The 23,708-nt window shown below is 67.3% G+C and carries 19 protein-coding genes, 1 tRNA gene and 1 pseudogene; 9 read left to right on the forward strand and 12 right to left on the reverse strand.

The window, feature by feature from the left end:
* Window positions 1-86: 86 nt before the first annotated feature.
* Window positions 87-1,487 (reverse strand): magnesium transporter, encoded by a 1,401-nt coding sequence (gene mgtE / locus LGR54_RS07380; protein WP_230361299.1) that lies wholly within the window; start codon window positions 1,485-1,487, stop codon window positions 87-89.
* 176 nt (window positions 1,488-1,663) lie between these two features.
* Here mgtE and LGR54_RS07385 point away from each other — a divergent pair, with 176 nt between their 5' ends.
* Window positions 1,664-1,948 carry an acylphosphatase gene (locus LGR54_RS07385; protein WP_230361300.1) on the forward strand — a complete coding sequence of 95 codons (285 nt, stop codon included), beginning with the start codon at window positions 1,664-1,666 and terminating at the stop codon, window positions 1,946-1,948.
* Window positions 1,949-1,954: 6 nt separating this feature from the next.
* On the opposite strand, the gene lipB is transcribed toward LGR54_RS07385, so the two are convergent.
* Entirely contained in the window at window positions 1,955-2,677 is a 723-nt protein-coding gene (gene lipB, locus LGR54_RS07390) for a lipoyl(octanoyl) transferase LipB (RefSeq protein ID WP_230361301.1), read from the reverse strand.
* Window positions 2,678-2,838: 161 nt separating this feature from the next.
* On the opposite strand from lipB, the gene LGR54_RS07395 reads away from it, so the two are divergent.
* From LGR54_RS07395 to LGR54_RS07405, 3 genes and pseudogenes are all read left to right on the forward strand, one after another.
* A tRNA-Leu gene (locus LGR54_RS07395) sits at window positions 2,839-2,923 on the forward strand.
* Between the two features lie 627 nt (window positions 2,924-3,550).
* A complete protein-coding gene (locus tag LGR54_RS07400) occupies window positions 3,551-4,036 on the forward strand; it encodes a DUF1269 domain-containing protein (RefSeq protein ID WP_230361302.1) in 486 nt (161 codons plus the stop codon).
* 126 nt (window positions 4,037-4,162) lie between these two features.
* Window positions 4,163-4,512, forward strand: a pseudogene (locus LGR54_RS07405) (recombinase family protein); the annotation flags it as partial.
* Window positions 4,513-5,368: 856 nt separating this feature from the next.
* Here LGR54_RS07405 and LGR54_RS07410 read toward each other — a convergent pair.
* The 8 genes from LGR54_RS07410 to LGR54_RS07445 form a co-directional block, all read right to left on the reverse strand.
* A complete protein-coding gene (locus tag LGR54_RS07410) occupies window positions 5,369-6,586 on the reverse strand; it encodes an MFS transporter (RefSeq protein ID WP_230361303.1) in 1,218 nt (405 codons plus the stop codon).
* Between the two features lie 376 nt (window positions 6,587-6,962).
* Window positions 6,963-7,700 (reverse strand): arsenical resistance protein ArsH, encoded by a 738-nt coding sequence (gene arsH / locus LGR54_RS07415; protein WP_230361304.1) that lies wholly within the window; start codon window positions 7,698-7,700, stop codon window positions 6,963-6,965.
* Complete coding sequence (locus LGR54_RS07420; protein ID WP_230361305.1) at window positions 7,693-8,946, reverse strand: MFS transporter; 1,254 nt, start codon at window positions 8,944-8,946, stop codon at window positions 7,693-7,695. Before LGR54_RS07420 ends, arsH begins: the two co-directional genes overlap by 8 nt.
* The gene (arsB, locus tag LGR54_RS07425) at window positions 8,943-9,995 is read right to left on the reverse strand and encodes an ACR3 family arsenite efflux transporter (RefSeq protein ID WP_230361306.1); all 1,053 of its coding nucleotides are present in this window, start codon (window positions 9,993-9,995) and stop codon (window positions 8,943-8,945) included. The genes LGR54_RS07420 and arsB overlap by 4 nt, the downstream gene beginning before the upstream one ends.
* A 6-nt stretch (window positions 9,996-10,001) precedes the next feature.
* A complete protein-coding gene (gene arsN2 / locus LGR54_RS07430) occupies window positions 10,002-10,829 on the reverse strand; it encodes an arsenic resistance N-acetyltransferase ArsN2 (RefSeq protein ID WP_230361307.1) in 828 nt (275 codons plus the stop codon).
* Window positions 10,830-10,833: 4 nt separating this feature from the next.
* Complete coding sequence (locus LGR54_RS07435; RefSeq protein WP_230361308.1) at window positions 10,834-11,184, reverse strand: helix-turn-helix transcriptional regulator; 351 nt, start codon at window positions 11,182-11,184, stop codon at window positions 10,834-10,836.
* 551 nt (window positions 11,185-11,735) lie between these two features.
* Window positions 11,736-12,599 carry a Hint domain-containing protein gene (locus LGR54_RS07440; protein WP_230361309.1) on the reverse strand — a complete coding sequence of 288 codons (864 nt, stop codon included), beginning with the start codon at window positions 12,597-12,599 and terminating at the stop codon, window positions 11,736-11,738.
* A complete protein-coding gene (locus tag LGR54_RS07445; RefSeq protein ID WP_230361310.1) occupies window positions 12,538-12,909 on the reverse strand; it encodes a hypothetical protein in 372 nt (123 codons plus the stop codon). Before LGR54_RS07445 ends, LGR54_RS07440 begins: the two co-directional genes overlap by 62 nt.
* Window positions 12,910-13,199: 290 nt before the next feature.
* Between LGR54_RS07445 and LGR54_RS07450 the strand changes: the two genes are divergently transcribed.
* The 5 genes from LGR54_RS07450 to LGR54_RS07470 all read left to right on the forward strand — a co-directional run bounded on the left by LGR54_RS07450 (window position 13,200) and on the right by LGR54_RS07470 (window position 21,804).
* Window positions 13,200-15,005 (forward strand): monovalent cation:proton antiporter-2 (CPA2) family protein, encoded by a 1,806-nt coding sequence (locus LGR54_RS07450; RefSeq protein WP_230361311.1) that lies wholly within the window; start codon window positions 13,200-13,202, stop codon window positions 15,003-15,005.
* Window positions 15,002-15,547 (forward strand): DUF924 family protein, encoded by a 546-nt coding sequence (locus LGR54_RS07455; RefSeq protein ID WP_230361312.1) that lies wholly within the window; start codon window positions 15,002-15,004, stop codon window positions 15,545-15,547. Before LGR54_RS07450 ends, LGR54_RS07455 begins: the two co-directional genes overlap by 4 nt.
* A 123-nt stretch (window positions 15,548-15,670) precedes the next feature.
* Entirely contained in the window at window positions 15,671-16,513 is an 843-nt protein-coding gene (locus LGR54_RS07460) for an ImuA family protein (protein ID WP_230361313.1), read from the forward strand.
* A complete protein-coding gene (locus LGR54_RS07465; RefSeq protein ID WP_255607411.1) occupies window positions 16,410-18,002 on the forward strand; it encodes a DNA polymerase Y family protein in 1,593 nt (530 codons plus the stop codon). Before LGR54_RS07460 ends, LGR54_RS07465 begins: the two co-directional genes overlap by 104 nt.
* 10 nt (window positions 18,003-18,012) lie before the next feature.
* On the forward strand, window positions 18,013-21,804 hold the full coding sequence (locus LGR54_RS07470; RefSeq protein ID WP_230361315.1) for an error-prone DNA polymerase: 3,792 nt from the start codon (window positions 18,013-18,015) through the stop codon (window positions 21,802-21,804).
* Between the two features lie 29 nt (window positions 21,805-21,833).
* Here LGR54_RS07470 and LGR54_RS07475 read toward each other — a convergent pair whose 3' ends face one another.
* Window positions 21,834-22,763, reverse strand: coding sequence for a sugar kinase (locus LGR54_RS07475; protein WP_370638154.1), 930 nt, complete (start codon window positions 22,761-22,763; stop codon window positions 21,834-21,836).
* Window positions 22,760-23,689, reverse strand: coding sequence for a GntR family transcriptional regulator (locus tag LGR54_RS07480; RefSeq protein ID WP_230361316.1), 930 nt, complete (start codon window positions 23,687-23,689; stop codon window positions 22,760-22,762). The genes LGR54_RS07475 and LGR54_RS07480 overlap by 4 nt, the downstream gene beginning before the upstream one ends.
* Between the last annotated feature and the right edge of the window lie 19 nt (window positions 23,690-23,708).

A 23,708-nucleotide genomic window follows, 5' to 3' on the forward strand; every position in this document is an offset into this window, starting at 1 on the left:
AATGGGAACGGATCGGCCGTCGCCGCCGAGCCTCTATCATGTGACATCATGGAAGCCCTTCGCGCAAACCTGAAACGGAACCGGTTTCAAAACCAGAGCGCGGCAATACCCAAAAATGCGAAGAATCCGATCACATCGGTAATGGTGGTCACGAAGGGCCCGGACGATACCGCCGGATCGACGCCGATCCTGTTGAGCGCTAGCGGTACCAATATGCCGCCCAGCGCGGCGGCGACCAGGTTGATGATCATCGCCAGCGCGATGATGAAGCCGAGATCGGCGACGCCGAAGCGGGCGAACACCACCGCCGCCATGATCACCGCGAAGACCACGCCGTTGAACAGGCCGACCAGCAATTCGCGGGCGATGACGCGCTTGGCGTTGCTGGCGCGCAGTTCGCGCGTGGCGATGGCGCGGACGGCGACCGTCATGGTCTGCGTGGCGGCATTGCCTCCCTGGCTGGCGACGATCGGCATCAGCACCGCCAGCGCAACCAGTCGCTGCAGCTCGTCCTCGAACAGCGAGATGACGAAGGAGGCGAGATTGGCGGCGATGAGGTTGAGCAGCAGCCAGGAAAAGCGGCTCTTGGCGATGTACCAGAAGCTGTCGGACAGCTCCTCGTCGGCGGCGACGCCGCCGAGCGCCTTCACGTCCTCGTCGGCCTCCTCCTGGATGACGTCGACGATGTCGTCGACGGTCAGCACGCCGACCAGCCGGCCGGCGCCGTCGACCACCGGCGCGGAGATCAGGTTGTAGCGCTCGAAGACGCGCGCCACGTCCTCCTGGTCGTCGATCGCCTGCACCACGTGGCGATCGGGCGTCACCACGTCGCCGAGCTTCAGCCCGCGCTTGGTGCGCAGCAGCCGGTCGAGCGGCACCGACCCGGTGAGCCGGTAGGTGGGATCGACGACGAAGACCTCGAAGAAGGTTTCCGGCAGCCCCTCCGCCTCGCCGAGATAGTCCAGCGTCTGCCCGACCGTCCAGAACGGCGGCAGCGCGATGAACTCGGTCTGCATGCGCCGGCCGGCGCTCTCTTCCGGGTAGTCGAGGCTGCGCTGCAGCGCCGCACGCTCAGTGAGCGGCAGATGCCCGAGAATCTCCTGCTTGTCGGCATCGTCGAGATCTTCGAGAATGTAGACCGCGTCGTCGGAATCGAGGTCGCGCACGCCCTCGACCACCGTCTCGGTCTCCAGCTCCTCGAGGATCTGGACGCGAACGGTTTCGTCGAGTTCGGTAAGCGCGGTGAAGTCGAAATCGGCGCCGAGCAGTTCGATCAGTTTCGGCCGTGCCGGTGCCGGCAGCGCTTCCAGCAGGCGGGCGAGATCGGTCTCGTGGAAATCGGCGACCAGCTCGCGCAGTTCGTCGCCACGGCCCGCCTCGATGGCATTGCTTACCCGCTCGATGAAGGCGGGATCGTCGATCAGAGCCTGTTCGTCCTCGGGCTCGCGCTCGTCCGGCCGAACGGCGAGGTCGGTATCGTCGTTCATGCCGGCCTCCAGCGTCGACGGATCGAGGTCCGAGTGGGGGATTCGAGGAACGGAGTTGTTCTTATGAAGCATCGCCGTGGAAGGCAAATAGCGGATCGGGCGGCCGTGGCCAGCCATAAAAGCCTCGTGCCGCTCACAATGCGGTTCCCTTCCGCCTTCGGCCCGTCGACGGCATCATGAGCGCGCCACGCAGCCTGCGCATCGTCGTGCACGGTCGGGTCCAGGGCGTGGGCTATCGCGCCTGGCTGGCGATGGAGGCCGGGCGGCGCGGCCTGCGGGGCTGGGTCCGCAATCGCCGCGACGGCACGGTGGAAGCCTTGCTCCATGCCGACGAGGCGACGCTGGAAGCCCTGGTCGACGCCTGCCGGCACGGGCCGGCGGCGGCGGCGGTGCGCGCCATCGACCTTTTCGAGACGGACGAGATGCCGCCGACGGCCTTCGAGGTTCGTTCCTCCGCGTGAGCGGCGTCAGGCCTCGTCCGCGACCGTCGGGCCGAACAGGGCCTCGAACTCGCGCCGCAGGGCGAGATCGACATCTTCCATCGTCACCGGCAGGCCGAGATCGACGAGGCTGGTGACGCCATGCTCGCGCACGCCGCAGGGCACGATGCCGCCGAAATGGCCGAGATCGGGATCGACGTTCAGCGCCACGCCGTGCATCGTCACCCAGCGCCGCACCCGGATGCCGAGCGCGGCGATCTTGTCCTCGCCCGAGCCGGCCCGCTCCGGCCGCCGCACCCAGACTCCGACGCGGTCCTCGCGCCGCTCGCCGTGGACATGGAAGTTCCACAAGGTGCGAATCAGCCATTCCTCGAGCGTCGCCACATAGCGGCGCACATCCGGCGAACGCCGCTTGAGGTCGAGCATCACATAGGCCACCCGCTGGCCGGGGCCGTGATAGGTGAACTGGCCGCCGCGCCCGGTCTCGTAGATCGGGAAGCGGTCGGGATCGACGAGATCCTCCGCCCGCGCGCTGGTGCCAGCCGTGTAGAGCGGGGGATGCTCCAGCAGCCACACGGTCTCCGGCGCGGTACCGGCGGCGATGGCCAGGGCGAGCGCGTCCATTTCAGCGAGGGCGTCGGGATAGGCGACCGGCGCATTGGCGATGCGCCAGCGCACCGGCGGCGCACCGGGTGCCGGCAGCATGGTGGCGATAAGCTCGTCGCGGACGGGCGGTGCGGTATGTTCCATGGACGACCAGATAGTGATCGGGAAGGCGTCTGTCTCTAGGAGCGGCCCATGCGGCGAACAAGCCTTTCCACAGCTGCGCGCGCGGCCCTTGTGAAGCCGGAACCGATCTGTTAGACGATGCCGCGCCGCGGGGCCAGCCAATGGTTCGGCTTCCGGTGGTTGCGGTCGTGGCGGAATTGGTAGACGCGCTGCCTTGAGGTGGCAGTGGGTAACACCGTGGAGGTTCGAGTCCTCTCGACCGCACCATTCTTCTCTTTTGGTGCATCTTCAGTCCCTTAGTGATTTTCAAGGGTTTTCGGTCGCCTCCTTGGTTCGGTGATGCAGCCCCGGTGCAAGTAGCACCCCTCCTCTAGGCGTGACCCGAAATCTGGCCCATAGCGGTTTCGGAGGGTCGTTCCCGAGAAGCTCGGGAACGGATCGGACGAGGTGAGATAATCCGCCGGCCGGTCGCGAGCGCGACTGAAGCACGCAAGCGCAGTGCTGATCTCCACCTCGAATGGGACTCGAAGTTTACCTCCCTGTCGCAGGGAGTGACCTCCCTCTCCCGCAAGCAAGCCCTCGCAGGCCGCTGGTATCAGTGGTTCGTGAAGCAGTTCGAGGAAGAGCCGGCACCAATCCCGAATGATGGCTCCTCGTTCTGGAGGAGCTAGAGCGGCTTGAGTCGGCCGGTACTTCAATGGATGCGGATGAGGATGCCTGTAGGGGTGGCATCGGTCATGATGCGGCAGGCTCCATGGTTTTGAAGGAAGGTTGCCGGCGCGGCGAAATGGCCCCTGACGAGGGTCAACTCATTGTTGCGCCGGTACGGCAATATGCCTTGTATGACGCGCGGTCGGTTCAGGACGAGCTGGCCTGCACAGCGTGGAGAGTGAAATGGCCGACCTCGTAATCATCGCCTACGACTCCGAAGAGAAGGCTGAGGCCGCGCGGCAGGAGCTTCTGAAGCTTCAGAAGGAATATCTGATCGAGCTGGGTGACGCCGTGATAGCGGTTCGGCGGGAAGACGGCACGATCAAGCTGAACCAGCTCGTCAACACGACTCTTACCGGCGCGGCCTCGGGTGGTCTTTGGGGCGGACTTGTCGGCCTGATTTTCCTCAACCCGCTGCTCGGGATGGCGATTGGAGCTGGCGCGGGAGCGATTGCCGGGAAGTTCACGGACGTGGGCATCAACGATGACTTCCTCAAGGAAGCCAGTTCAGCTCTCGGCCCCAATCAGGCCGCGCTCTGCGTTCTTATCCGCAAGGTGACGGCGGACAAGGTGGTGGCGGACATGGCCAAGTTCGGCGGCACAGTCCTCCAGACCAGCCTCTCCAACGAACAGGAAGAGAAGCTTCAGGCCGCCCTCAAGGCCGGCTAACGTCCCCTGAGGTATACCCTAGCGGTCGATCAACGGACACACCGAAACCCTGACCGCTAGGGTTGGTATCAAGTCAACGTACATATTATTTGCGGACACCTTCCTTGCCGACACCGGAGAGGCTCGATGTCCACCGTGCTCTATGCCCGCGTCTCCACCGCCGATCAGACCCTAGCCCACCAGCGTAAGCAGGCCGAAGCGGCCGGCTACAGCTTCGACACGGTGATTGCCGATGAAGGCGTCTCGGGCGTCTCCATGCCCCTCAGGGAACGCCCTCAGGGCCGCAGGCTGTTCGACGTACTGCGCTCTCAGGCGACACCCTTGTGGTCCGCTGGGTGGACCGCCTCGGCCGCAACTATGCCGATGTCACCGAGACCGTCCGTGAGCTCATGCGCCGGGGCGTGGTGGTGAAGACCATCATCAATGCCATGACCTTCGACCGGGCCACCAAGGACCCCGTGGAGCAAGGCGTCCGAGGCTGGACCGAGGGGGAGCTGATGGTGGTCTTCCCCTTCATCCACGCCTCCCCCTTTGAGCTATCTCCCTAGGTCTCCCCATTCCATGGTCAGCCCAGGTCTCCTCCTCAATCTCCCCGTGAGCGGGCCTCTTCCTTCGTCTCATATCCCACGGGCTCCTCCCTATAATGGGGGTTCGCCGGAGCGGTATCCTGAGGTGGCCTTCTCAGGCTGTCATACTGGGGACGCATTGTCCCGCTAGGTCAGTATCGTCGCACACGCGGCCACGCCCTGCCTCAGGCATCGGGCTCTACTCAAATCGACGCACGAGCGTCAGCCACCGGCTATTTGCCGGAGGCACAGAGGATATATGCATACTCAGATTACACGCCGTCCCCTCCCCGTCCTTCAGCCCGCCCCTGCCCCCGAGGCGCGCCGTTCCAACCCCGATTGGAAGCCGGAGCCGTGCGGACTGACCCGCGAGCAAATCCGCGCCATCGTCATCGAACAGATCGGCTGACCTGCGGACTCAGGGAGCCCCACAGGCTGGCGTTCACGCCCCACCGCAGGGTGATAGCGGCGACGCTCAGCGCCCGCCCGTGGAGTCCTGAGGGCCACTGACGAGCCCCCTATCCATCATCCGAAGACCCACGCGATTACTCAAGACACGCGCGCCTCTACGGCAAGCGGGGGCACGCGCGAGCCCTTGCCGCGCAGGCGAGGCCCCCACGGGGGGAACGCGCGGTTCCTTCTATTCAGATACGCGCTCAGACTTCTCCGGTGGAATATCCCCCCGAAAGGCCCCCCAGGAATTCCCTACGGAGCCCCCGGAGACCTCTCCTCGCCCTGGCTCTCCAGCCGATACCGCGGCTGCCGTTCAGCCAACTCCCGCTCCGGCGGGCTCCTCCGGCACGACATGCAGCGCTTGCGGGGCCACGACGGTGAAGGGAGCCTCCACGGTCGGCGCAGGAGGCCGCGCCAGCGCCCGCGTCACCGCAACAATTCCCAGCAGCGCGGCTGACGCGGCCATGAAGTAAAACACCCCACGCAGATTGAGAGAGCCCATAATCCACGCGCCGGTCAGCGGCCCGATGGTGGAGCCTATGCCGCTCATGAGTATCAGTCGTCCGCTGATCGATACGGCCCCCTCCTGGGCCATGTTGTCCATCGCGTGCGACACGCAGACGGGATAGAGCGTGGACATGAAGCCACCGAGCAGGGCCGCGACCGGGAGGACGACGTTCAACTGACGTGGCAGGAAAATAAGGGTCACGGCGGCCAAGGCGAAGCCGAGTGCCAGAACCCCAAGGAGCATTCGCCGGTCGATGCGGTCGGACAACCATCCGACGGGGACCTGAAAGGCGAGGCCGCCCAGCACCGCGCTGAGCATGACCAGTCCTATCGTCCCCTGAGGGATGTTGTTTGCCAGCATCCAGCTCGGGACGACCGCATAGAATGTGGCGCTGATCATGCCGGCAATGGCCGCTCCGAGAATGGCAACGGGGGCCGCTCGCAGGATTTCACCGTAAGGCAGCGTAACCTCTTTCGTGACGATGGGCTGCTCAGCGCGCGTCATGCTGACGATGACGAGCGCCACCGCGAACAGGGCCACGATGATGTCGAAAGCCGTTGCACCTTCAAGTGGGAGCCGCCCGACAAGCAGCTGTCCCAGAGCAAGGGCGAGGAAGGTTCCGACCATGTAGGTGGAGAAGACCTTGCCCCGCAAAGCCGGCGTGGCCTTCGAATTCAGCCAGCTTTCCGTCGCCACGAACAGGCCGACACAGCCGAAACCAATGGCAGCACGCAAGAGTCCCCAGACGAGCGCGTCCACCACGAGGCTCATGCCCACGGTGCCGGCAATGACGATGCCGCCGAACGCCGCGTAGCCGCGAATATGTCCAATCCGCTGGATGATGCCGCCGCAGGTAACGGAGCCGATCGTGAACCCGACGAAATAGGCGCTCATGACGAGGCCTTCGAGTGCCGGATTGAAATCCTCAACGCCCAAGCGAAGCGATACCAGGGTCGTGAAGAAGCCGTTTGCCAACTGAACGAGACTTGTCGCGAAGATGAGCGCTCCGACCTGTGCGTACAATGGTCACTCCCTTGAACATTCCTGAGGTATATGGCTCCACCTTCCGCCCCACAGCGGGACCGTAACACCTCAAGCCGAATTGTTCATCTTACGGTGCAGAGACACGGATCAGAGACACCCGAGGCTGCATCTGGGCACCACCTCGGCGTCTTGTTCATCACGCCTTCCCGCTACCTGCCGGCGGCCTTCGGCACGAATTCCGGCGCCCCGGCGACATGCCTCCGAACAGGGCACCGGCGGGGGCGTGTTCTGCCAGATCAGCAGGCGGATGATGGCCCGTATCTCCTGCCGCGAGATCTGCCGCCCCTGCGCGAAGGGGGCCGTAGCGTTGCCGGAGCGGGTCGTGATCAGGAGGGGCCAGCGCTGATAGCTTCCCTCATATGCCGGGCGTCGCGGCACCACTTCGCGCTGCAAGACTCGCTTGTTCCCTGATCGAGATTTCCCGCCGCTCGCTATACCGGCTGGTGAAGTAGTCCGTCCTGTCTCGCAGCAGCAGGGTAAACTTCACCAACTCCTCCATGACATCCACCACCCGCTCATAATAGGGCGAGGGCTTCATGCGCCCGGCCTCGTCAAACTCCTGAAACGCCTTCGCGACTGACGACTGGTTGGGGATGGTCACCATGCGCATCCATCGCCCGAGCACCCTCAGCGCGTTCACGGCATTGAAGGACTGAGAGCCGCCGGAAACCTGCATCACGGCCAGGGTGCGACCCTGCGTCGGACGGATGCCGCCATATTCGAGCGGAAGCCAGTCAATCTGGCTCTTGAATATCCCCGTGATGGTGCCGTGCCGCTCCGGGCTGCACCACACCTGCCCCTCCGACCACAGCGACAGTGACCGAAGCTCTTGCACCTTGGGATGATCGGGCGGGACGCTATCGGGCATCGGCAGGCCGCGCGGATCGAATATTTGCGTCTCGGCACCCATGCGGGTCAGCAGGCGAGCCGCCTCCTCGACCAATAGCCGGCTGTAGGAGCGTTCCCGCAGCGACCCGTAGAGCAGCAGAATGCGAGGCGGATGTTGGCTCGGCCCCAGCCCCGCCAGCTTGGCAAGGTCGGGCACGTCGAGATGATCAATATCGAGAGCGGGAAAGTCATCGGCTTCAGGCATGAGGGCTCCCGGCGGTTCGGGCGATGGGATGGCGTGACAGGCCGGCAGCGATCCAGAAGCCGGCCGCGAGCAACAGGGCCCCTGCGATCAGGGCATAGAGAACGGCCTCATAGGAGCCGCTCGCGGTCCACAGGAATGCCGCCCCGAGCGGCGCGACAGCCCGGCTGATCGAAGCCGGCGCTGCCAATGCACCGTTGACCGAGCCATAGGCCTGCTTCGTCAGCATCTCGGGGACCGCAAGGCCGCGCACGATGGTCATGATGCCGTTGGCCCCGCCATAGAGCACGGCCATGATGGCGATGACGATGAAGCTCGGAGGCAGTTCGAGCACCATCAGCGCGAGCGGAAACACCAGCACGACGGCACAGCCGATGATCCGAACCGAAGCTTTCGGCGCAAGTATCCAGATGGCCAGCCGTCCAGCGACCTGCGCAGGGCCGATGACAGCCATCGCCGCGACCACGGCCGAACTGTCGAAGCCCCGCTCCATCAGCAGCGGATACAGATGGAAAGTGAAAGCGGAGAACGTTGCGGCATAGGCCGTGAAGGCGACCGCGAGCGCCCAGAAGACAGGCTGTCGCATCGCCCAACGGACGACGGAGTTCGGCGTCCATGAGGCGCCAGACGGCCCGGCAGCGTCGACCTGATGCCGATCCAATGCCGGCCGGATGGCTCCTCCATAGAGGCAAGCGCAGAGGAGGAGGTTGATTGCGCCCAGCACCATCAGCGTGTCACGCCAGCCGATCCGCTCGAGGAGCAACTGGACCAGCGGAATGAAGACCGTGGAGGCGAAGCCGCCCCAAAGCGTCAAGGCCGTTATCCCCGCGCGGGCATTGGCGGCCCCGGCCCGACGCGCCACCACCGCGAAGGCGGGCTCATAGAGGGTGGCCGCCTGAAGCGCCCCGATGCCGGCGACGCAGACATAGAAGGCCGGCAGGCTCGACATTTGCGACCATGCCAGCAGGAGGAGGCCCGCCAGCATGGAGCCCGCCGTCATCACGAGGCGACCATGGCCACGGTCGATTGCCGCCCCGACCGGATAGGCCGCGAGCCCCGCCAGCGCCAGCCCAAGCGTCACTGCCCCGTACAGTTCCGTCTTCGACCATCCAAGATCATGGCGCATCGCCTCGGCGATCAGCGGGAAGCTGTAATAGAGCGAGCCCCATGAGCAGATCTGCCCAATGCCCAGTCCGGTGATGAATAGGCTGGTGGGGCGCGGCGCGGCAATCTCGTCAGGCGCGGTCATTGCCGGCGAGTGACCCGAGAGACGTGCGGACGCTCGCCCTCATACCAACCCTTGGATCGATTCACGATCCAGACGACGGTGAGCATCACCGGCACCTCGATGAGCACACCGACCACGGTGGCGAGCGCCGCCCCCGACTGGAAACCGAACAGGCTTATGGCAGCGGCGACCGCCAACTCGAAGAAGTTGGAAGCCCCGATGAGCGCCGATGGACCCGCCACGCAATGCTGCTCACCCGAGAGGCGGTTCAGCACATAGGCGAGGCCGGCATTGAAGTAGACCTGTATGAGGATCGGCACCGCCAGCAGGGCGATCACCATCGGCTGGGCGATGATCTGCTCGCCCTGAAAGCCGAACAGCAGCACGAGGGTCGCGAGGAGCGCCACCAGCGAGAGCGGCTGGAGCCGCGCCAGAAGCCGGGTGAGCGCCTGTTCTCCGCCACGCAGAACCCGCCCCCGCACGATCTGGGCGATGAGCACCGGCACCGCGATATAGAGCACCACCGACAGCACCAGCGTGTCCCATGGCACGGTGATGGCGGAGAGCCCCAGCAGGAGGCCGACGATGGGCGCGAAGGCGAACACCATGATGGCGTCGTTGAGTGCCACCTGGCTCAGCGTGAAATGCGGCTCGCCCTTCGTCAGATTGGACCACACGAACACCATGGCGGTGCACGGCGCGGCGGCGAGGATGATCAGCCCGGCGATATAGCTGTCGATCTGGTCGGCCGGCAGGTAGGGCCGAAACAGCCATCCGACGAACAGCCAGCCCAACGCCGCCATGGAGAACGGCTTCACCGCCCAGTTGATGAACAGCGTGACCCCGATGCCCCGCCAGTGCTGGCGAACCTCCGACAGGGCGGCGAAGTCGATCCTGAGCAGCATCGGGATGATCATCAGCCAGATGAGCACCGCCACCGGCAGGTTGACCTTGGCAACCTCCGCCGCGCCTATCGCATGAAAGAGGCCCGGCAGCAGGTGCCCCAGCGCGACACCGACCACGATGCACAGGGCCACCCAGAGGGTGAGATAGCGTTCGAACGTGGACATGGTGCCTCAGAGGGCGATGCGGCGAGTGAGCAGCGGGGCGGAGGCCGGACAAAGGGCCACGGCTTGCGGCGTGGCGGCTATGGCGGCCGGAGCCTTGTCCCGTGCCGTCACCTTGAAGCCGATCTTCTCGAAGAACGGAGAGGCGGAGGTCGTCAGTAGCCAAGCCTGCCGGGCGCCGGCCTCAAAGGCCCGGCTCATCAGCAGCAGGGCTATGTTGCGCCCGATGCCCCGGCCTCGTGCCTCCTCCTTCACGAGGATGGAGCGCAGCAGCACGTCATCGCCATGAACCTCAAAGCCGCCATAACCGACCAACGTGCCCCCGAGCGTGCGGAAGCTGAAGAAACGTCCCGCGCTGTCCCGCAGGTCGTCGGTCGGCAACCCGGCATCGCGCAGCGCCTTGGCGAGGCGTGGGTCCATCGATGCCACCTGCTCATCCCGAAGGAAGGGCGAGCCATCGTCCTTGTCGAGGTCCGTCGTCGGAGCCACGGGCAACAGATCGAGCACCGTCTCGGAGGGGCGGCACAGCTTCACCCCGAGCGGTGACACGACCAACGGCCGATTGATGAGGATGGGATGAGCCGCCACCGCCTCCAGCAGGGCAGTGTCGGACAGTCCGGGATCGCCCAGCCCCAACTCCTGAAACGGCGTTCCGCGCTCGCGCAGGAGATCCCTGAGCGGCCATCCTGCCCGTTGCGCCAACTGCATCAGGAGCGCGCCGGCTGGCGGGGTCTTCAGGTACTCGATGACGTGTGGCTCGATACCAGCATGGCGAATGAGTGCGAGAGTGTTCCGCGACGTGCCGCAATCGGGGTTGTGGTAGACGATGATGTCCATTGGGTCACGCCTTTGCCGGAACGTCGCAACAGGGGGACAACTGGTCCACGAGCGGCTGGCAGACTTCAGCCCGGCCCTGACAGCAGTTCTGGATGAGGAAGCCTGTGAGCGCCGTCACAGCCTCAAGCCGAGCGCGGTAGATGATCGTGCGGCTTTGACGCTCGGCGCCGATCAGTCCCGCCCGCGTCAGCACCGCCAGATGGGTGGACATCGTGTTGTGCGGGACGGCTAACCGCCGGGCGACTTCCCCGGCTGGCAATCCATGAGGCTCATGCTCGATCAGCAGCCGGAACACATCCAGCCGCGTCGATTGCGCAAGCGCCGCGAAGGCGAGGATGGCTTGCTCTGATTCCATATGTCCACGCTAATCGACATATCGAATTGGATCAAGTCACCTCTCCCTCCAGAACCCGCCAGCGTGACGCACAAACGCCTCTGCGCCGCCCTTCTCTCCGAAGCATATCAGCCCCCCCAACACCGTTCCTCGTTGGAGGCAGCCCTGAAGGCATTGGAGCGGCAGAACTGAGAGCCCCTGAGCAGGCCCCTCTCCTACTCCTTAGGGAACACCACGTGGAACGGATGCGTCCGCAGGATGATCGTCGAGGCAATCTCACCCTTCCTGCGCATCTCCCGCCCCTTCGTCTTCCGCGATGGACGGCCCCTCACACAGCCCCAGTTCGCCTCCTGACGGACCTCGTCAAAACCCGCTTCGGTGACAGTGAAGGGTTCCGTGAAGTCGGCCTCAGCACGCACGGACCGGGATGGTCAGGCGCCGTTTACATGATGACGGCCTCCTCGTTCCCGCGATCGAAGCAAGGGAACGAGGAGGGGCAATCCTCACCTGATGGGGAGTGGATGATGTTGCGCCGAGGGCTTGCCATCGCGACCCGGGACGCCGCGCACCGCTTAGGCGGCAGCCACCTCGGCACGGATCGCCTTCGACCGCGTAGCCAGCCGCATACGGATGGCCTCTGGCAACTGACGTGCCGACTTGACACGAGGCAGATCCATCTCGGGGCAAGCCTTATCCCGGTCGCCATAGAGCGCCGCGAACTCCGCATAATTGTCGAACCGGCGGCGGGACACATTGTCCACGAAGGTCTCCGCCGGCGCCCCCTCGGCGAGCACCAGCGCATGATCCTCAAGCTCGATATGGAAGTAGGTGAAGCGCTCCTCGGGGGTATCGACGCGGGTGATGGCGGTACCGTTGACAAGGGCGCCGGCCTGCGCCAGCACGCCGTCGATCATCAGTGCGTGATCCGGCGAGAGAAAGAGATCGCGCAGGGGAACGCTCTCGCCCAGGGCACCGGCAGCCACACGAATGGGATAGGAACGCAGAGGGTCCGCGAACCGGCGCGTCACGGTCTGGCGGCCGATCCAGCGGACGGGGCGCGTCTCGCCGGACATGGTAAGCACGAGGTCGCCGATGGCGAGGTCCTCCACGAGACACTCGCCCCCCGGCGTGGCGATATGGGTGCCGGCGAGGAAGCAAACCGTGAAACTGCCGCCAGTGTTTGCCGAGACCGACCCTATGGTCTGTAAAGTATCGGTGAAAAGATAAGTCTCCATATTCATGGTGAAGACAAATCCGTCACCGCTCGCATAGAGAAAACTGGCCGACATTGTCGCGCCATACCCAATTTTCGTAAAACTCTCACCAAGCGTCAACGTATCGTCGCTGTAGGTTTCCACACCCCACATTCCCGTTTCAAGACTGTATATCTTGTCGTCGACGATACGATACGTATACATGAAAAGCTGCCAAGCCATCGGTATCCCCCAAATTTCGGATGCGTGTTGGCGCCACGAAACGAATAACCATACCTGAATATTTCAAAAAAACATCTAAACCTTGCGGCATTTTCAAATAAAACGCATCTCTCAGCTTGCTTGGCTGCCGTCTCCTCATGACCTTGATGGAAGCCGGAAAGAAGAACGACCGTAGCCTGACGGCGCGTGAACAGCGGGGATGGAACGCCGCATGCGGTGCCGTCCGATGCAGGCCCATGCGGGCCTGCCGGCCTTCCCCGAAACCTCGACGGGCCCGGGCCTCGATGTGAAGCGGATCGCGCTTGAGCATGGGGATCTCGCGCGTCGTTGCCGGGCAGGAACCGACGCGCGGGAATCGATGCGAGGGAATCGGCCCGGCGGCTTCCGCCGCTCCAGCGTCCGCCGGCCCCCTCCGGGGGCGGGCTACGCCGCCCGCCGAACCGCGTGCCGCATTATCGAAAACGCAGCTTTTGTTGGCACTCCAAGCCGATCCCGGCGTGCACGACGCCCGGCCGCTAATTGCCCTTGTCGCCGCCCACCTTTACCCTTTCGGCAGAAGCTGGCGCCGGAAGGACTGGGCCGCGAGAAAAGGACGACCTGATGGCTGTCGAAGCCGCTGCCGAAGCCGCATCCCACGCCGCCGCCCATGGCTTCAACCTGCTACCGGTCGTGGTGCTCCTGGCAGCGGCGGTGATCGCCGTTCCCCTGTTCAAGCGCCTGGGCCTCGGCTCGGTGCTGGGCTATCTGGCGGCCGGCCTCGTCATCGGCCCGTTCGGCCTCGGCCTGTTTTCCGACCCGCAGTCGATCCTGCACGTCGCCGAGCTCGGCGTCGTCATGTTCCTGTTCATCATCGGCCTGGAGATGCAGCCCTCGCGCCTGTGGGCGATGCGCGGCGAGATCTTCGGCCTCGGCCTTGCCCAGGTCGGCGTCTGCGTCGCGCTGCTCACCTGCGTCGGCCTCGCGCTCGGCTATCCGCTGGTGCCGAGCTTCGTCTCCGGCACCGGTTTCGTGCTCACCTCCACCGCCATCGTCATGCAGGTACTGGAGGAACGCCACGCGCTCGGCGCGCCCAAGGGCCGGCGCATCGTCGCCATCCTGCTCTTGGAAGACCTCGCCATTGTGCCGCTGCTGGCGCTGGTCGCCTTCCTCGCCCCGGGCGGCGGCGAGGTGACGGTGGGCGAGCGGCTGACCGGCATCGCCCTCGGCCTCGGCTCCATCCTCGCCCTCGTGCTCGCCGGACGCTACCTGCTCGATCCGATGTTCCGCATCCTCGGCAAGGCCAAGGCGCGCGAGGTGATGACGGCGGCGGCGCTCCTGGTGGTGCTCGGCGCCGCGCTCGCCATGCAGCTCGGCGGGCTGTCCATGGCGATGGGCGCCTTCCTCGCCGGCGTGCTGCTGTCCGAATCCTCATTCCGCCACCAGCTGGAAGCCGATGTCGAGCCGTTCCGTGGCGTGCTGCTCGGCCTGTTCTTCCTCGGGGTGGGCATGGCGCTCGACCTCGCGGTGATCGCCGCCAACTGGCGGCTGATCGTCATCTGCGTCATCGGCTACATGATCCTGAAGACGCTCGCCATCTACGCGGTGGCCCGGCTGTTCCGCGCCAACAACCGCGAAGCGCTTGAACGGGCGGTGCTGATGGCGCAGGGCGGCGAATTCGCCTTCGTCCTCTATGCCGCCGCCACCACGGTCGGCATCCTCACCGGCGAGGAAAACGCCATCCTCACCGCCACCATCATCGTCTCGATGGCGCTGACCCCGCTGATGATCATCGCCCATGACCGGCTGCTGCCCAAGCCGCAGGCCTCGATGGACGGCATCGAGGCGGTTGAGAACCTGTCGGCCAGCGTGCTGATGATCGGCTTCGGCCGCTTCGGCCAGATCGCCAGCCAGCCGCTGCTGGCGCACAGCTGCACCATCTCGCTCATCGAGAGCGACACCGACGCCATCCGCGACGCCCGCGACTTCGGCTTCAAGGTCTATTACGGCGACGGCACCCGCCTCGACATCCTGCATGCCGCCGGGGCGCCTGAGGCGCGGCTGATCATCGTCGCGGTGAACGATCCCGAAGCGAGCGTGAAGATCGTCGAGCTCATCAAGGCCGAGTTCCCGCTGGTGCCGGTGCTGGCCCGCGCCGCCGACCGCGAGCACGCCGCCGAGCTGATCCATGCCGGGGCCGACTTCCAGATCCGCGAGACCTTCGAATCCGCGCTCGCGCTCAGCGAGCAGGCGCTCGCCGTCATGGGCGTCGAGGAGGAAGAGCGCGCCACGGTGATCGCCGATTTCCGCCGCCGCGACGCCGAGCGTTTCACCTTCGAGCTCACCGGCGGTCTCTACGACGCTTCCGCCCGCAGCCTCATCGTCGGCAACCTGCCGCAGAAGGCGGCGGGGCCCGGAACCTCGTCGTGACCCATCCGGCGGTGCAGGACGTCTGCGGCTTCTGGCGGCAAGCCGGCTCGCGCGATCTGTGGTTCGAGAAGGACATCGCCTTCGACGCCACGTTCCGCGACCGCTTCCTCGAGCTGCACATGCAGGCCGCCGCCCGCCGCCATGACGACTGGATGGCGACCGCCGAGGGCGCGCTGGCGCTGCTGATCCTGACGGACCAGTTCCCGCGCAACGCCTTTCGCGGCACCGGCCACATGTACGCCACCGACCCGCTGGCGCGGTTTTATGCGCGGCAGGCGCAGGCCGCCGGGCACATGCAAAACGTGGAGCCGGACATCCGGCTGTTCTTCATGCTGCCCTTCGCGCATTCGGAGGATCTCGCCGACCAGGATCTCTCCGTCGCGCTCACCCGGCCGCTCGGCGCGCCGTGGATCGCCCATGCCGAGGACCACCGCGCCATCATCCGCCGCTTCGGGCGCTTCCCCCACCGCAACCCGATGCTCGGCCGCGAGACGACGCCGGAGGAAGCCGCCTTCCTCGCCGCCGGCGGCTTCGCCGGCTGAACGGCATTACACACATGCTGCCCGCCGCCATCGGTGGCGGGACACCTACCTTCCCTGTTCCCCTCCGTACCCTTGACTCCGTCGCCGGAACGCGGTTTTGTATAGAACAAAAAGGGAACAAACATGAGTATGACACCGGCTGTCTCCGCGCTGCGGGGAATGCTCGCCGGCCTTGAGGCGGAGCGGCTTCCCGGCGGCACCCAGTTCTTCCATCTCGGCGCCCCGCGCGCGGATGCCGCGCTCGGCGGCCCGCTCGCCTGCGGCGCCCTGCATGAGGTATTCGCCGCCGAGGCTGGCGACATGGCCGCCGCGGCCGGCTTCGCGCTGACCCTGGGCCTGCGCGCCGCCGCCGGCCGCCCGGCGGGAGACGGGCGGCCACTGCTGTGGGTGCGGCAGGAGACCGTCGACACCGAGGTCGGCCGTCTCGCGGCGACAGGCCTGCGGGCGCTCGGAATCGACCCGGCGCAACTGCTGCTGGTCCGCGCTCCCGGTGCCGAGGCGGCACTGCGGGCCGCGGATGATGCGGCACGCTGTTCGGCGCTCGGCGCGGTGATCCTGGAGCCCTGGGGCGAACCGAAGGCGCTCGATCTTACCGCCACGCGCCGCCTCGCGTTGCGGGCCGGCGAGTCCGGCGTCCCCCTGCTGCTGCTGCGCCCGAACGGCCGGCCCGGCCCGAGCGCCGGCGCCACGCGCTGGCAGATACGGGCGACCCCCTCGCGCCCCCTGGCGGGCGAGGCGCCGGGTGCGCCCGGCTTTCTCGTCGAGCTCTTGCGCCACCGTGCCGGCCATGCCGGCGGTTCCTGGCACCTGGAGTGGAATCATGAGACCTGTTCCTTCGACGACGTCGTCGCGCTACCTCGCTTTGTGGTTCCCGTTCCTGTCCGCCGAGAGGCTGGACAGGCAGCGACTGGAACGACAGCCCCCCGCGAGTCCGCGCGCCAGCTCCCCTTCCGCCGCGCCGGCTGAAGGCGGGCCGACGGGCGCCGCCAGCCCGCTCGTCTTCGCCGAGCGGACGACCGGCGGCTTGCGGCTCGCCGCGCTGTCGCGGGCGGCACGCGAAGCGGGGCTTGAGCCCGGGCTCACCCTTGCCGATGCACGGGCGCGCCGGCCCGATCTTCAGGTTGTCGCCTTCGATCCCCCCGCCGACGCCGCCTTCCTCAACCGGGTGGCGGATGATTGCGACCGCTGGACGCCGCTGGTGGCGCTCGACGCCCCGGACGGGCTCGTGCTGGACATCAGCGGCTGCGCGCATCTGTTCGGCGGCGAGGCAGCGCTGCGCACACGCCTCCTCGCGCATCTGAAGGCGCATGGCCTCACCGCCTATGCCGTGGTGGCGAGCACGCCGGACGCCGCCCGCGCCCCGGCCCGCTGCGGGCTCGGCGGCCTCATCGCGCCCGGCGAGGAAGCGAGGCGGCTCGCCGGCCTGCCCGTCGCAGCCCTCGGGCTGGCGCCGGCGACGGCAAGCGGGCTCTCCCGCGCCGGGCTGAAGACGCTCGGCGATCTCGCCGGACGGCCTGCCACCCCGCTCGCGGCACGTTTCGGCGAGGAGTTGCTGGTCAAGCTGCGGCGCACCCTCGGCATCGAGGATGCGCGCATCGTGCCGCGCCGGCCGCTGCCGGACTGCATCGCCGAGCGACGCTTCGCCGAACCGATCGCCCGCGCCGCCGACATCGAGGGCGCGCTCGCCCAATTGGTCGAGGATGTCGGGCGGATGCTGGAGGCGCGCGGCGAGGGCGGGCGCGCCTTCGAGGCCTCGTTCTTCCGCACTGATGGCGCGGTGCGTCGGCTGGCAGTGGAGACGGCACGTCCCTCGCGCGAGGGTCTCACCCTCGCCCGGTTGTTCCGCGAGCGGCTGGACAGCCTCGCCGACCCGCTGGACCCCGGCTTCGGCTTCGATCTCGTCCGTCTCGCCGTCTTGCGTGCCGAGCCGCTCGCCGCGGCACAGATCGGCCTCGACGGACGCGTCAACGAGGAGGAGGAAGTCGCCGCCCTCATCGACAGGCTGACCACCCGGCTGGGGCGCGAGCGCGTGCTGCGCTTCGTGCTGCGCGACAGCCACGACCCCGCGCGCGCCGCCACCCTGGTGCCGGCGATCGACGGCCCGGCCCCGCCCGCGCCGATGGCGGAGACAGAAGCGGAAACCTTGCCCCGCCCGATCACGCTATTCGAGCCGCCGCAGCCCATCGAGGCTCTGGCGGAGGTGCCGGACGGTCCGCCGCTGCGCTTCCGCTGGCGGCGTGTCCTGCATGAAGTGGCCCGCGCCGAAGGCCCGGAGCGCGTCGCGCCGGAATGGTGGCGCCGGCTCACGGCACAGACGGCACCGGAGGGCGCCCGCACGCGCGACTATTACCGGGTGGAAAACCGCGAGGGCCGGCGTTTCTGGCTGTTCCGCGCCGGGCTCTATGAGCGCGGTGGCGGCACGCCGCGCTGGTTCCTGCACGGCCTGTTCCCATGAGGAGACAGGCATGAGCGGGCATGACGACGCAACGATCCCCCCGGAGGAAGCGGCGAGTGAGACGCGGCCGGTGCCATTTTATGCGGAACTGGCCGTCACCTCGAACTTCTCCTTCCTGCGCGGCGCCTCGACCGCGGCGGATCTGGTGACGCAGGCGCTCGCCCTCGGCCATGCCGGCATCGGCATTGCCGACCGCAACACCGTCGCCGGGGTGGTGCGCGCCTATGCGGCGGTACAGGAGGCCAACGAAGCCTGGAAGACGAATTGGCAGGCAGAGCGCGCGCGGCCCGCCACCGAAGCGGAGAAGGCCGGCAACGCCAATGATGCGCCCATCCGACGGCAGGACGGGCAAGCGGCCGGCCGGCTCACGCTCGTCGCCGCGCCTGGCGACGCGAACGAGCACGATGCCGAATCCCCCGGCGGCGAGGAAACCGGCTCCCCGGATCCGCGCCCTCGGCCCCTCCATCAGACGCACGGCACGCCCGGACGCGAGGGTGAAGACCGGAAGCCGGAGAAACTCTCCCCCACTTCCTGCATCCCGAGCGACGGAGACGGCACCGAGGCGGGATCTGTCGATATCGGCACCGCCTCGAAGGAGGCCGATGCCATTGATCCGTCCCCCGCCCCGTCCCTCGGGAGCACGGCGGACGATACCGACCGCGAGACGACGCGTTCAGGGTCGCCTGCGGACGCCGACGCGGCTTCGGACGCTCCCCCGCCCCTCCCCTTCAAGCTGGTGGTCGGCGCCCGGCTCGCCTTTGCCGATGGCACGCCGGACATTCTCGCCTATCCGCAGACCCGCACCGGCTGGGGCCGGCTCTGCCGCCTGCTCACCGCCGGTAATCTGCGCGCCGGCATCAAGGGCGAGTGCCATCTCCACCTCGACGACCTGCTCGCCGATGCCGGCGGCCTGTCGCTCATCCTGATGCCCCCCCGCCAGATCGACGGGCTCGATGACCTCCTCGCCCGCCTCCACGATGCGGCGCCCGGTTCGCTGTGGCTCGCCGCCGACATGCCGCGCCGGGGCGACGACCGCCGCCGCCTTGCCGGGCTGAAGGCCTGCGCCGCCCGTGCGGGCGTGCCGTTGCTGGCGGTCAACGACGTCCTCTACCACCACCCCGACCAGCGCGACCTGCAGGACGTGCTCACCTGCATCCGCCAGGGCACCACCATCGCCACGGCCGGCCGCCTGCTCGAGGCTAATGCGGAGCGGCACCTGAAGTCACCGGACGAGATGGCCCGCCTGTTCCGCGAGGCGCCGGAAGCGCTCGCCGAGACCCGCGACTTCCTCGACCGCATCGACTTTTCGCTCGACGAGCTGAAATACGAATATCCGGAAGAGCCGGTGCCCCCCGGCTATACGCCACAGGACTGGCTGGAGGAACTCACCTGGCGCCGGGCCGCCCTCCGCTACCCGGCCGGCGTGCCGGGCAAGGTTGAGGCGCAGTTGAAGACCGAACTCTCGCTCATCGCCGAGCTCGGTTATGCTCCCTACTTCCTCACCATTCGCGACATCGTCGATTTCGCCGAGCGCAACCGCATCCTCTGCCAGGGGCGCGGCTCGGCGGCCAATTCCGCCGTCTGCTACGTGCTGGGCATCACCGCCGTCGATCCGTCGACCAGCAACCTCTTGTTCTCCCGCTTCATCGCCCGCGAGCGCCGCGAGCCGCCCGACATCGACGTCGATTTCGAGCATGAGCGGCGGGAGGAGGTGATGCAGTATGTCTATCGGCGCTACGGCCGCGACCGCGCCGGCATCGTCGCCACCGTCATCTCCTATCGCCCGCGCAGCGCCTTCCGCGATGTCGGCAAGGCGCTCGGCCTCACCGAGGACGTCACCGCGCGGCTCGCCGGCACCGTGTGGGGCAGCTGGGGCGAGGTCGAGACGCGGCGGGCGCGCGAGGCGGGCCTCGACCCGGACAACCCGACCATTGCCCGGGTGATCGGCCTCGCCCGCCGCCTCATCGGCTTCCCCCGCCATCTGTCCCAGCATGTCGGCGGCTTCGTGCTCAGCCAGAAGCGCCTCGACGAGATCGTGCCGATCGGCCCGGCGGTGATGGCGAACCGCACCTTCATCGAATGGGACAAGGACGACATCGACACGCTCAAGCTGATGAAGGTCGACGTGCTGGCGCTCGGCATGCTCACCTGCATCCGCAAGGCGCTCGACCTGATACGCGCGCATGAGGGCCTCGATTACGGCCTCGCCGACGTGCCGCTGGAACAGACCGACATCTACGACATGCTGTGCCGCGGCGATTCCATCGGCGTGTTCCAGGTGGAGAGCCGGGCGCAGATCAACATGCTGCCGCGCCTGAAGCCGCGCAAACTGTACGACCTCGTCATCCAGGTGGCGATCGTCCGCCCGGGGCCGATCCAGGGCAATATGGTGCACCCCTATCTGCGCCGACGGGAGGGCGTGGAGCCCGTCAGCTACCCCTCCCCGGCCCCGCCGCACGATCCCGACGAGCTGAAGGAGGTGCTCTCCCGCACCCTGGGCGTGCCGCTGTTCCAGGAGCAGGCGATGCAGCTCGCCATGGTCGCGGCCAGGTTCACGGATGTCGAGGCCAACCAGCTGCGCCGCGCCATGGCGACTTTCCGCAATCTCGGCACCATCGGCCGGTTCCGGGACAAGCTGATCGGGGGCATGACCGCTCGCGGCTACCAGCGCGCTTTCGCCGAGCGTTGCTTCCAGCAGATCCAGGGCTTCGGCGAATATGGCTTCCCGGAAAGCCATGCGGCCTCCTTCGCCAAGCTGGTCTACATCTCCGCCTATATCAAATGCCGGCATCCGGCCGTCTTCGCCTGCGCGCTACTCAATTCGCAGCCCATGGGCTTCTACGCGCCGGCGCAGATCGTGCGCGATGCCCGCGAGCACGGCGTCGAGATCCGCCCCGTCGACGTCAATCGCAGCGCGCACGACTGCACGCTGGAGGAGCGGGCCGACGGCACGCTCGCGCTGCGGCTCGGCTTCCGCCAGGTCGACGGCATCGGAGAGGCCGCCGGCGCGCAGCTGGTCGAGGCACGCGGCGCGGGCTATCCGGACATCGAGGTGCTCGCCCGTCGGACCCGCCTGCCGACCGCCCTGCTGACCAGGCTCGCCGAGGCCGATGCCTTCGGCTCGATGGGGCTTTCCCGCCGCGAGGCCGCGTGGGCGGTACGCCGGCTGCCGGACGACGCGCCGCTGCCGCTCTTCGCCGCCGCCGACGCCCGCGAGCTCGGCGAGGAGCACGATGCGCCACTGCCGCTCATGCCGCTGCCCGAGGCGATCGCCATCGACTACCAGACCACGCGCCTGTCGTTGAAGGGCCATCCCATGGGCGTGCTGCGGCCGGTCTTCGCCGCCGAGCGGGTACTGTCCAGCGCCGAGGTGGCGGCGAGCCGCGACGGCGCCTTCCTGCGCACCGCCGGCATCGTGCTGGTGCGCCAGCGGCCCGGCAAGGGCAACGCCATCTTCATGACGCTGGAGGACGAGACCGGCATCGTCAACGTGCTCATCTGGGCGCGGCTGTTCGAGCGCTACCGCGCGCAGGTGATGGGCGCCCGCCTCGTCATGGTGGAAGGGCGGGTACAGAAGAGCAAGGAAGGCGTGGTGCATCTGATGGGCGAACGCATACACGACCGCACCGCCGAGCTGTCCCGCCTGTTCGACGGGCCGCCCCGGCTCACCCCGCCGAACGTCGATCCCGGCGTCGACGACCGGGCGAACCATCGCCCCGGTCATATGCTGCAAGGCCGGCGCTCCACCCAGGGGCACCCGCGACAGGTACGGCTGCTGCCGAAATCGCGGGACTTCCACTGAGCCCGCAGTTCCGGCCGCATCGCGCGACGTCAGCCGGCCTGCGCCACCTCGCGCAGCGCGCCCATGTCGATCAGCGCGCCCCGGCTGCAGATCACCCGCGCCGCCACCTTGTGCGCGAGGCGCACCGCCTCCGCCGGCTCCCGCCCGGCGAGGCGCGCCGCAAGATAGCCGGCATTGAAACTGTCGCCGGCACCGGTGGTGTCCAGCGGCTCGGCCACCCGCACAGCGGGGATCGCCTCGATGCGCCCCCCGGCCTGCAAGGTGCAGGGTTCCGCGCCGTCCTTCACCACGATCTCGGGAACTCCATAGCCGGCTACGCGCTCGATCATCGCCTCGGGGGAGGTGTCGCCGAAAATCTCGCTCTCGTCGGGGAAGGTCGGCAGCGCGATGGTTGCGGCGCGGTATCCCTCCTCCAGCCCGACCCGCAGCGCGTCGAGGCTCGGCCACAGGCGCAGCCGGATATTGGCGTCGAAGGCGATCATGGCGCCGCGCGCCCGCGCTTCGGCGAGCACGGCGAACAGATTGCCGCGATGCTCCGGCGGCAGGATCGCCAGGGTGATGCCGGACAGGTAGATGCACGCGGCATCCGCCAGCGCTGCCCGCAGCGCGTCGCGATCAGCGGCGAGCAGCTTCGCCGCCGAGGTGTCGCGCCAATAGGTGAAGCTGCGCTCGAAGCCCTGCAGCGCGATCATGTAGAGCCCGACCGGCCGGCCCGGCACCCGGCCGACATGGCTGGTATCGATCCCCGCCCCGGCGAAGAAGCCCAGCATCTCGTCCGACGGCGCGTCGTCGCCGACCCGGGTGACGTAGCGCACCGACACCTCGGCGGGATCGGTCAGCCCGCGCACGCCCCAGGCGGTGTTCAGCGTGTCGCCAGCGAAGCCGCGGCGGTAGAGCCCGCCGCCGGCATCGGCCAGTTCGATCATGCATTCGCCGATGCTGGCAAAGACCTTGGTCACGTGGAAACTCCGGCAGGAATGGGCTGGGAACGGAACGGGCCGAATTCGATCGAGCGCGCCAGCGTGGCGCGGGCGGTGCGCAGGTGCTTGCGGCAGCGGGCATCAATGGCGCGCTGGTCGCGCGAGCGCAGCGCCTCGATATAGTCGAGGTGCTCCATCAGCGCGACGGTGTTGCGCTGCTGCTCGTCCGAGCGGTTCCAGCGATAGGTGTAGTGGAACAGCGTCGAGATCACGTCGTAGAAATCGATGATGAAGCGATTGTTCGACGTCTCGTGGATGACGCGGTGCAGCCGCTCGTCGAGCTGCGGGAAGCGTCGGTATTCCTCGCCTATATTGGCCAGCAGCGCGCGATGCTCCGCCTCAATGGCGTCGAGCTCGCGCCAGGGCGGCGAATCGTCGGGCAGTTCGATGAAGCTGCGGGTGGCGCGCAGCTCGAACATTTCGCGCACGTCGTAGATCTCGGTAGCGAAGTCCGGGGTCACGCCCTTGTAGAGCCAGGCGCTGTTGGGCCGCCGTTCCAGCAGCCCGACGTGCTGGAACTGCGCCAGATATTCGCGGATGGTGGTGGTCGAGGTGCCGAACTGCCGCGCGAGTTCCGCCGCGTTCAGCAACTGGCCGGCTCGGAAGTCCCCCAGCAGGATCCACTCCATGAAGCGCCGCTCCACCGCGGCACCGGCCGAGAGCGTCTGCATGTCCGGAAAATAGTCCGCCTCCAACGGGTGGCGGACCAGCGCGCGCCCGCTCGTCCCGAGGCTGACGATGCCGGCCTCCGCCAGCGACGCGAGCACCGCCCGCACCGTGGTGCGGCTGACATCCAGCGTGTGCGCGAGATCGCTTTCGGAAGGCAGCGCGGCACCGATGTCATGCGCGGTCAGCCGGCGCAAACACTGGTTATAGCTGCGTTTGAAGACGGTATTGCCCTTCATGCGGCCCCCACGGCTCGTT

This window comes from Ancylobacter sp. Lp-2, assembly GCF_020523795.1.
GTDB lineage: Bacteria > Pseudomonadota > Alphaproteobacteria > Rhizobiales > Xanthobacteraceae > Ancylobacter.

Coding starts and splice junctions, on each gene's coding strand:
- mgtE (WP_230361299.1), bottom strand. CDS start 1,487: ATGAACGACGATACCGACCTCGCCGTTCGGCCGGACGAGCGCGAGCCC.
- LGR54_RS07385 (WP_230361300.1), top strand. CDS start 1,664: ATGAGCGCGCCACGCAGCCTGCGCATCGTCGTGCACGGTCGGGTCCAG.
- lipB (WP_230361301.1), bottom strand. CDS start 2,677: ATGGAACATACCGCACCGCCCGTCCGCGACGAGCTTATCGCCACCATG.
- LGR54_RS07400 (WP_230361302.1), top strand. CDS start 3,551: ATGGCCGACCTCGTAATCATCGCCTACGACTCCGAAGAGAAGGCTGAG.
- arsH (WP_230361304.1), bottom strand. CDS start 7,700: ATGCCTGAAGCCGATGACTTTCCCGCTCTCGATATTGATCATCTCGAC.
- LGR54_RS07420 (WP_230361305.1), bottom strand. CDS start 8,946: ATGACCGCGCCTGACGAGATTGCCGCGCCGCGCCCCACCAGCCTATTC.
- arsB (WP_230361306.1), bottom strand. CDS start 9,995: ATGTCCACGTTCGAACGCTATCTCACCCTCTGGGTGGCCCTGTGCATC.
- arsN2 (WP_230361307.1), bottom strand. CDS start 10,829: ATGGACATCATCGTCTACCACAACCCCGATTGCGGCACGTCGCGGAAC.
- LGR54_RS07435 (WP_230361308.1), bottom strand. CDS start 11,184: ATGGAATCAGAGCAAGCCATCCTCGCCTTCGCGGCGCTTGCGCAATCG.
- LGR54_RS07440 (WP_230361309.1), bottom strand. CDS start 12,599: ATGGCTTGGCAGCTTTTCATGTATACGTATCGTATCGTCGACGACAAG.
- LGR54_RS07445 (WP_230361310.1), bottom strand. CDS start 12,909: ATGCTCAAGCGCGATCCGCTTCACATCGAGGCCCGGGCCCGTCGAGGT.
- LGR54_RS07450 (WP_230361311.1), top strand. CDS start 13,200: ATGGCTGTCGAAGCCGCTGCCGAAGCCGCATCCCACGCCGCCGCCCAT.
- LGR54_RS07460 (WP_230361313.1), top strand. CDS start 15,671: ATGAGTATGACACCGGCTGTCTCCGCGCTGCGGGGAATGCTCGCCGGC.
- LGR54_RS07470 (WP_230361315.1), top strand. CDS start 18,013: ATGAGCGGGCATGACGACGCAACGATCCCCCCGGAGGAAGCGGCGAGT.
- LGR54_RS07480 (WP_230361316.1), bottom strand. CDS start 23,689: ATGAAGGGCAATACCGTCTTCAAACGCAGCTATAACCAGTGTTTGCGC.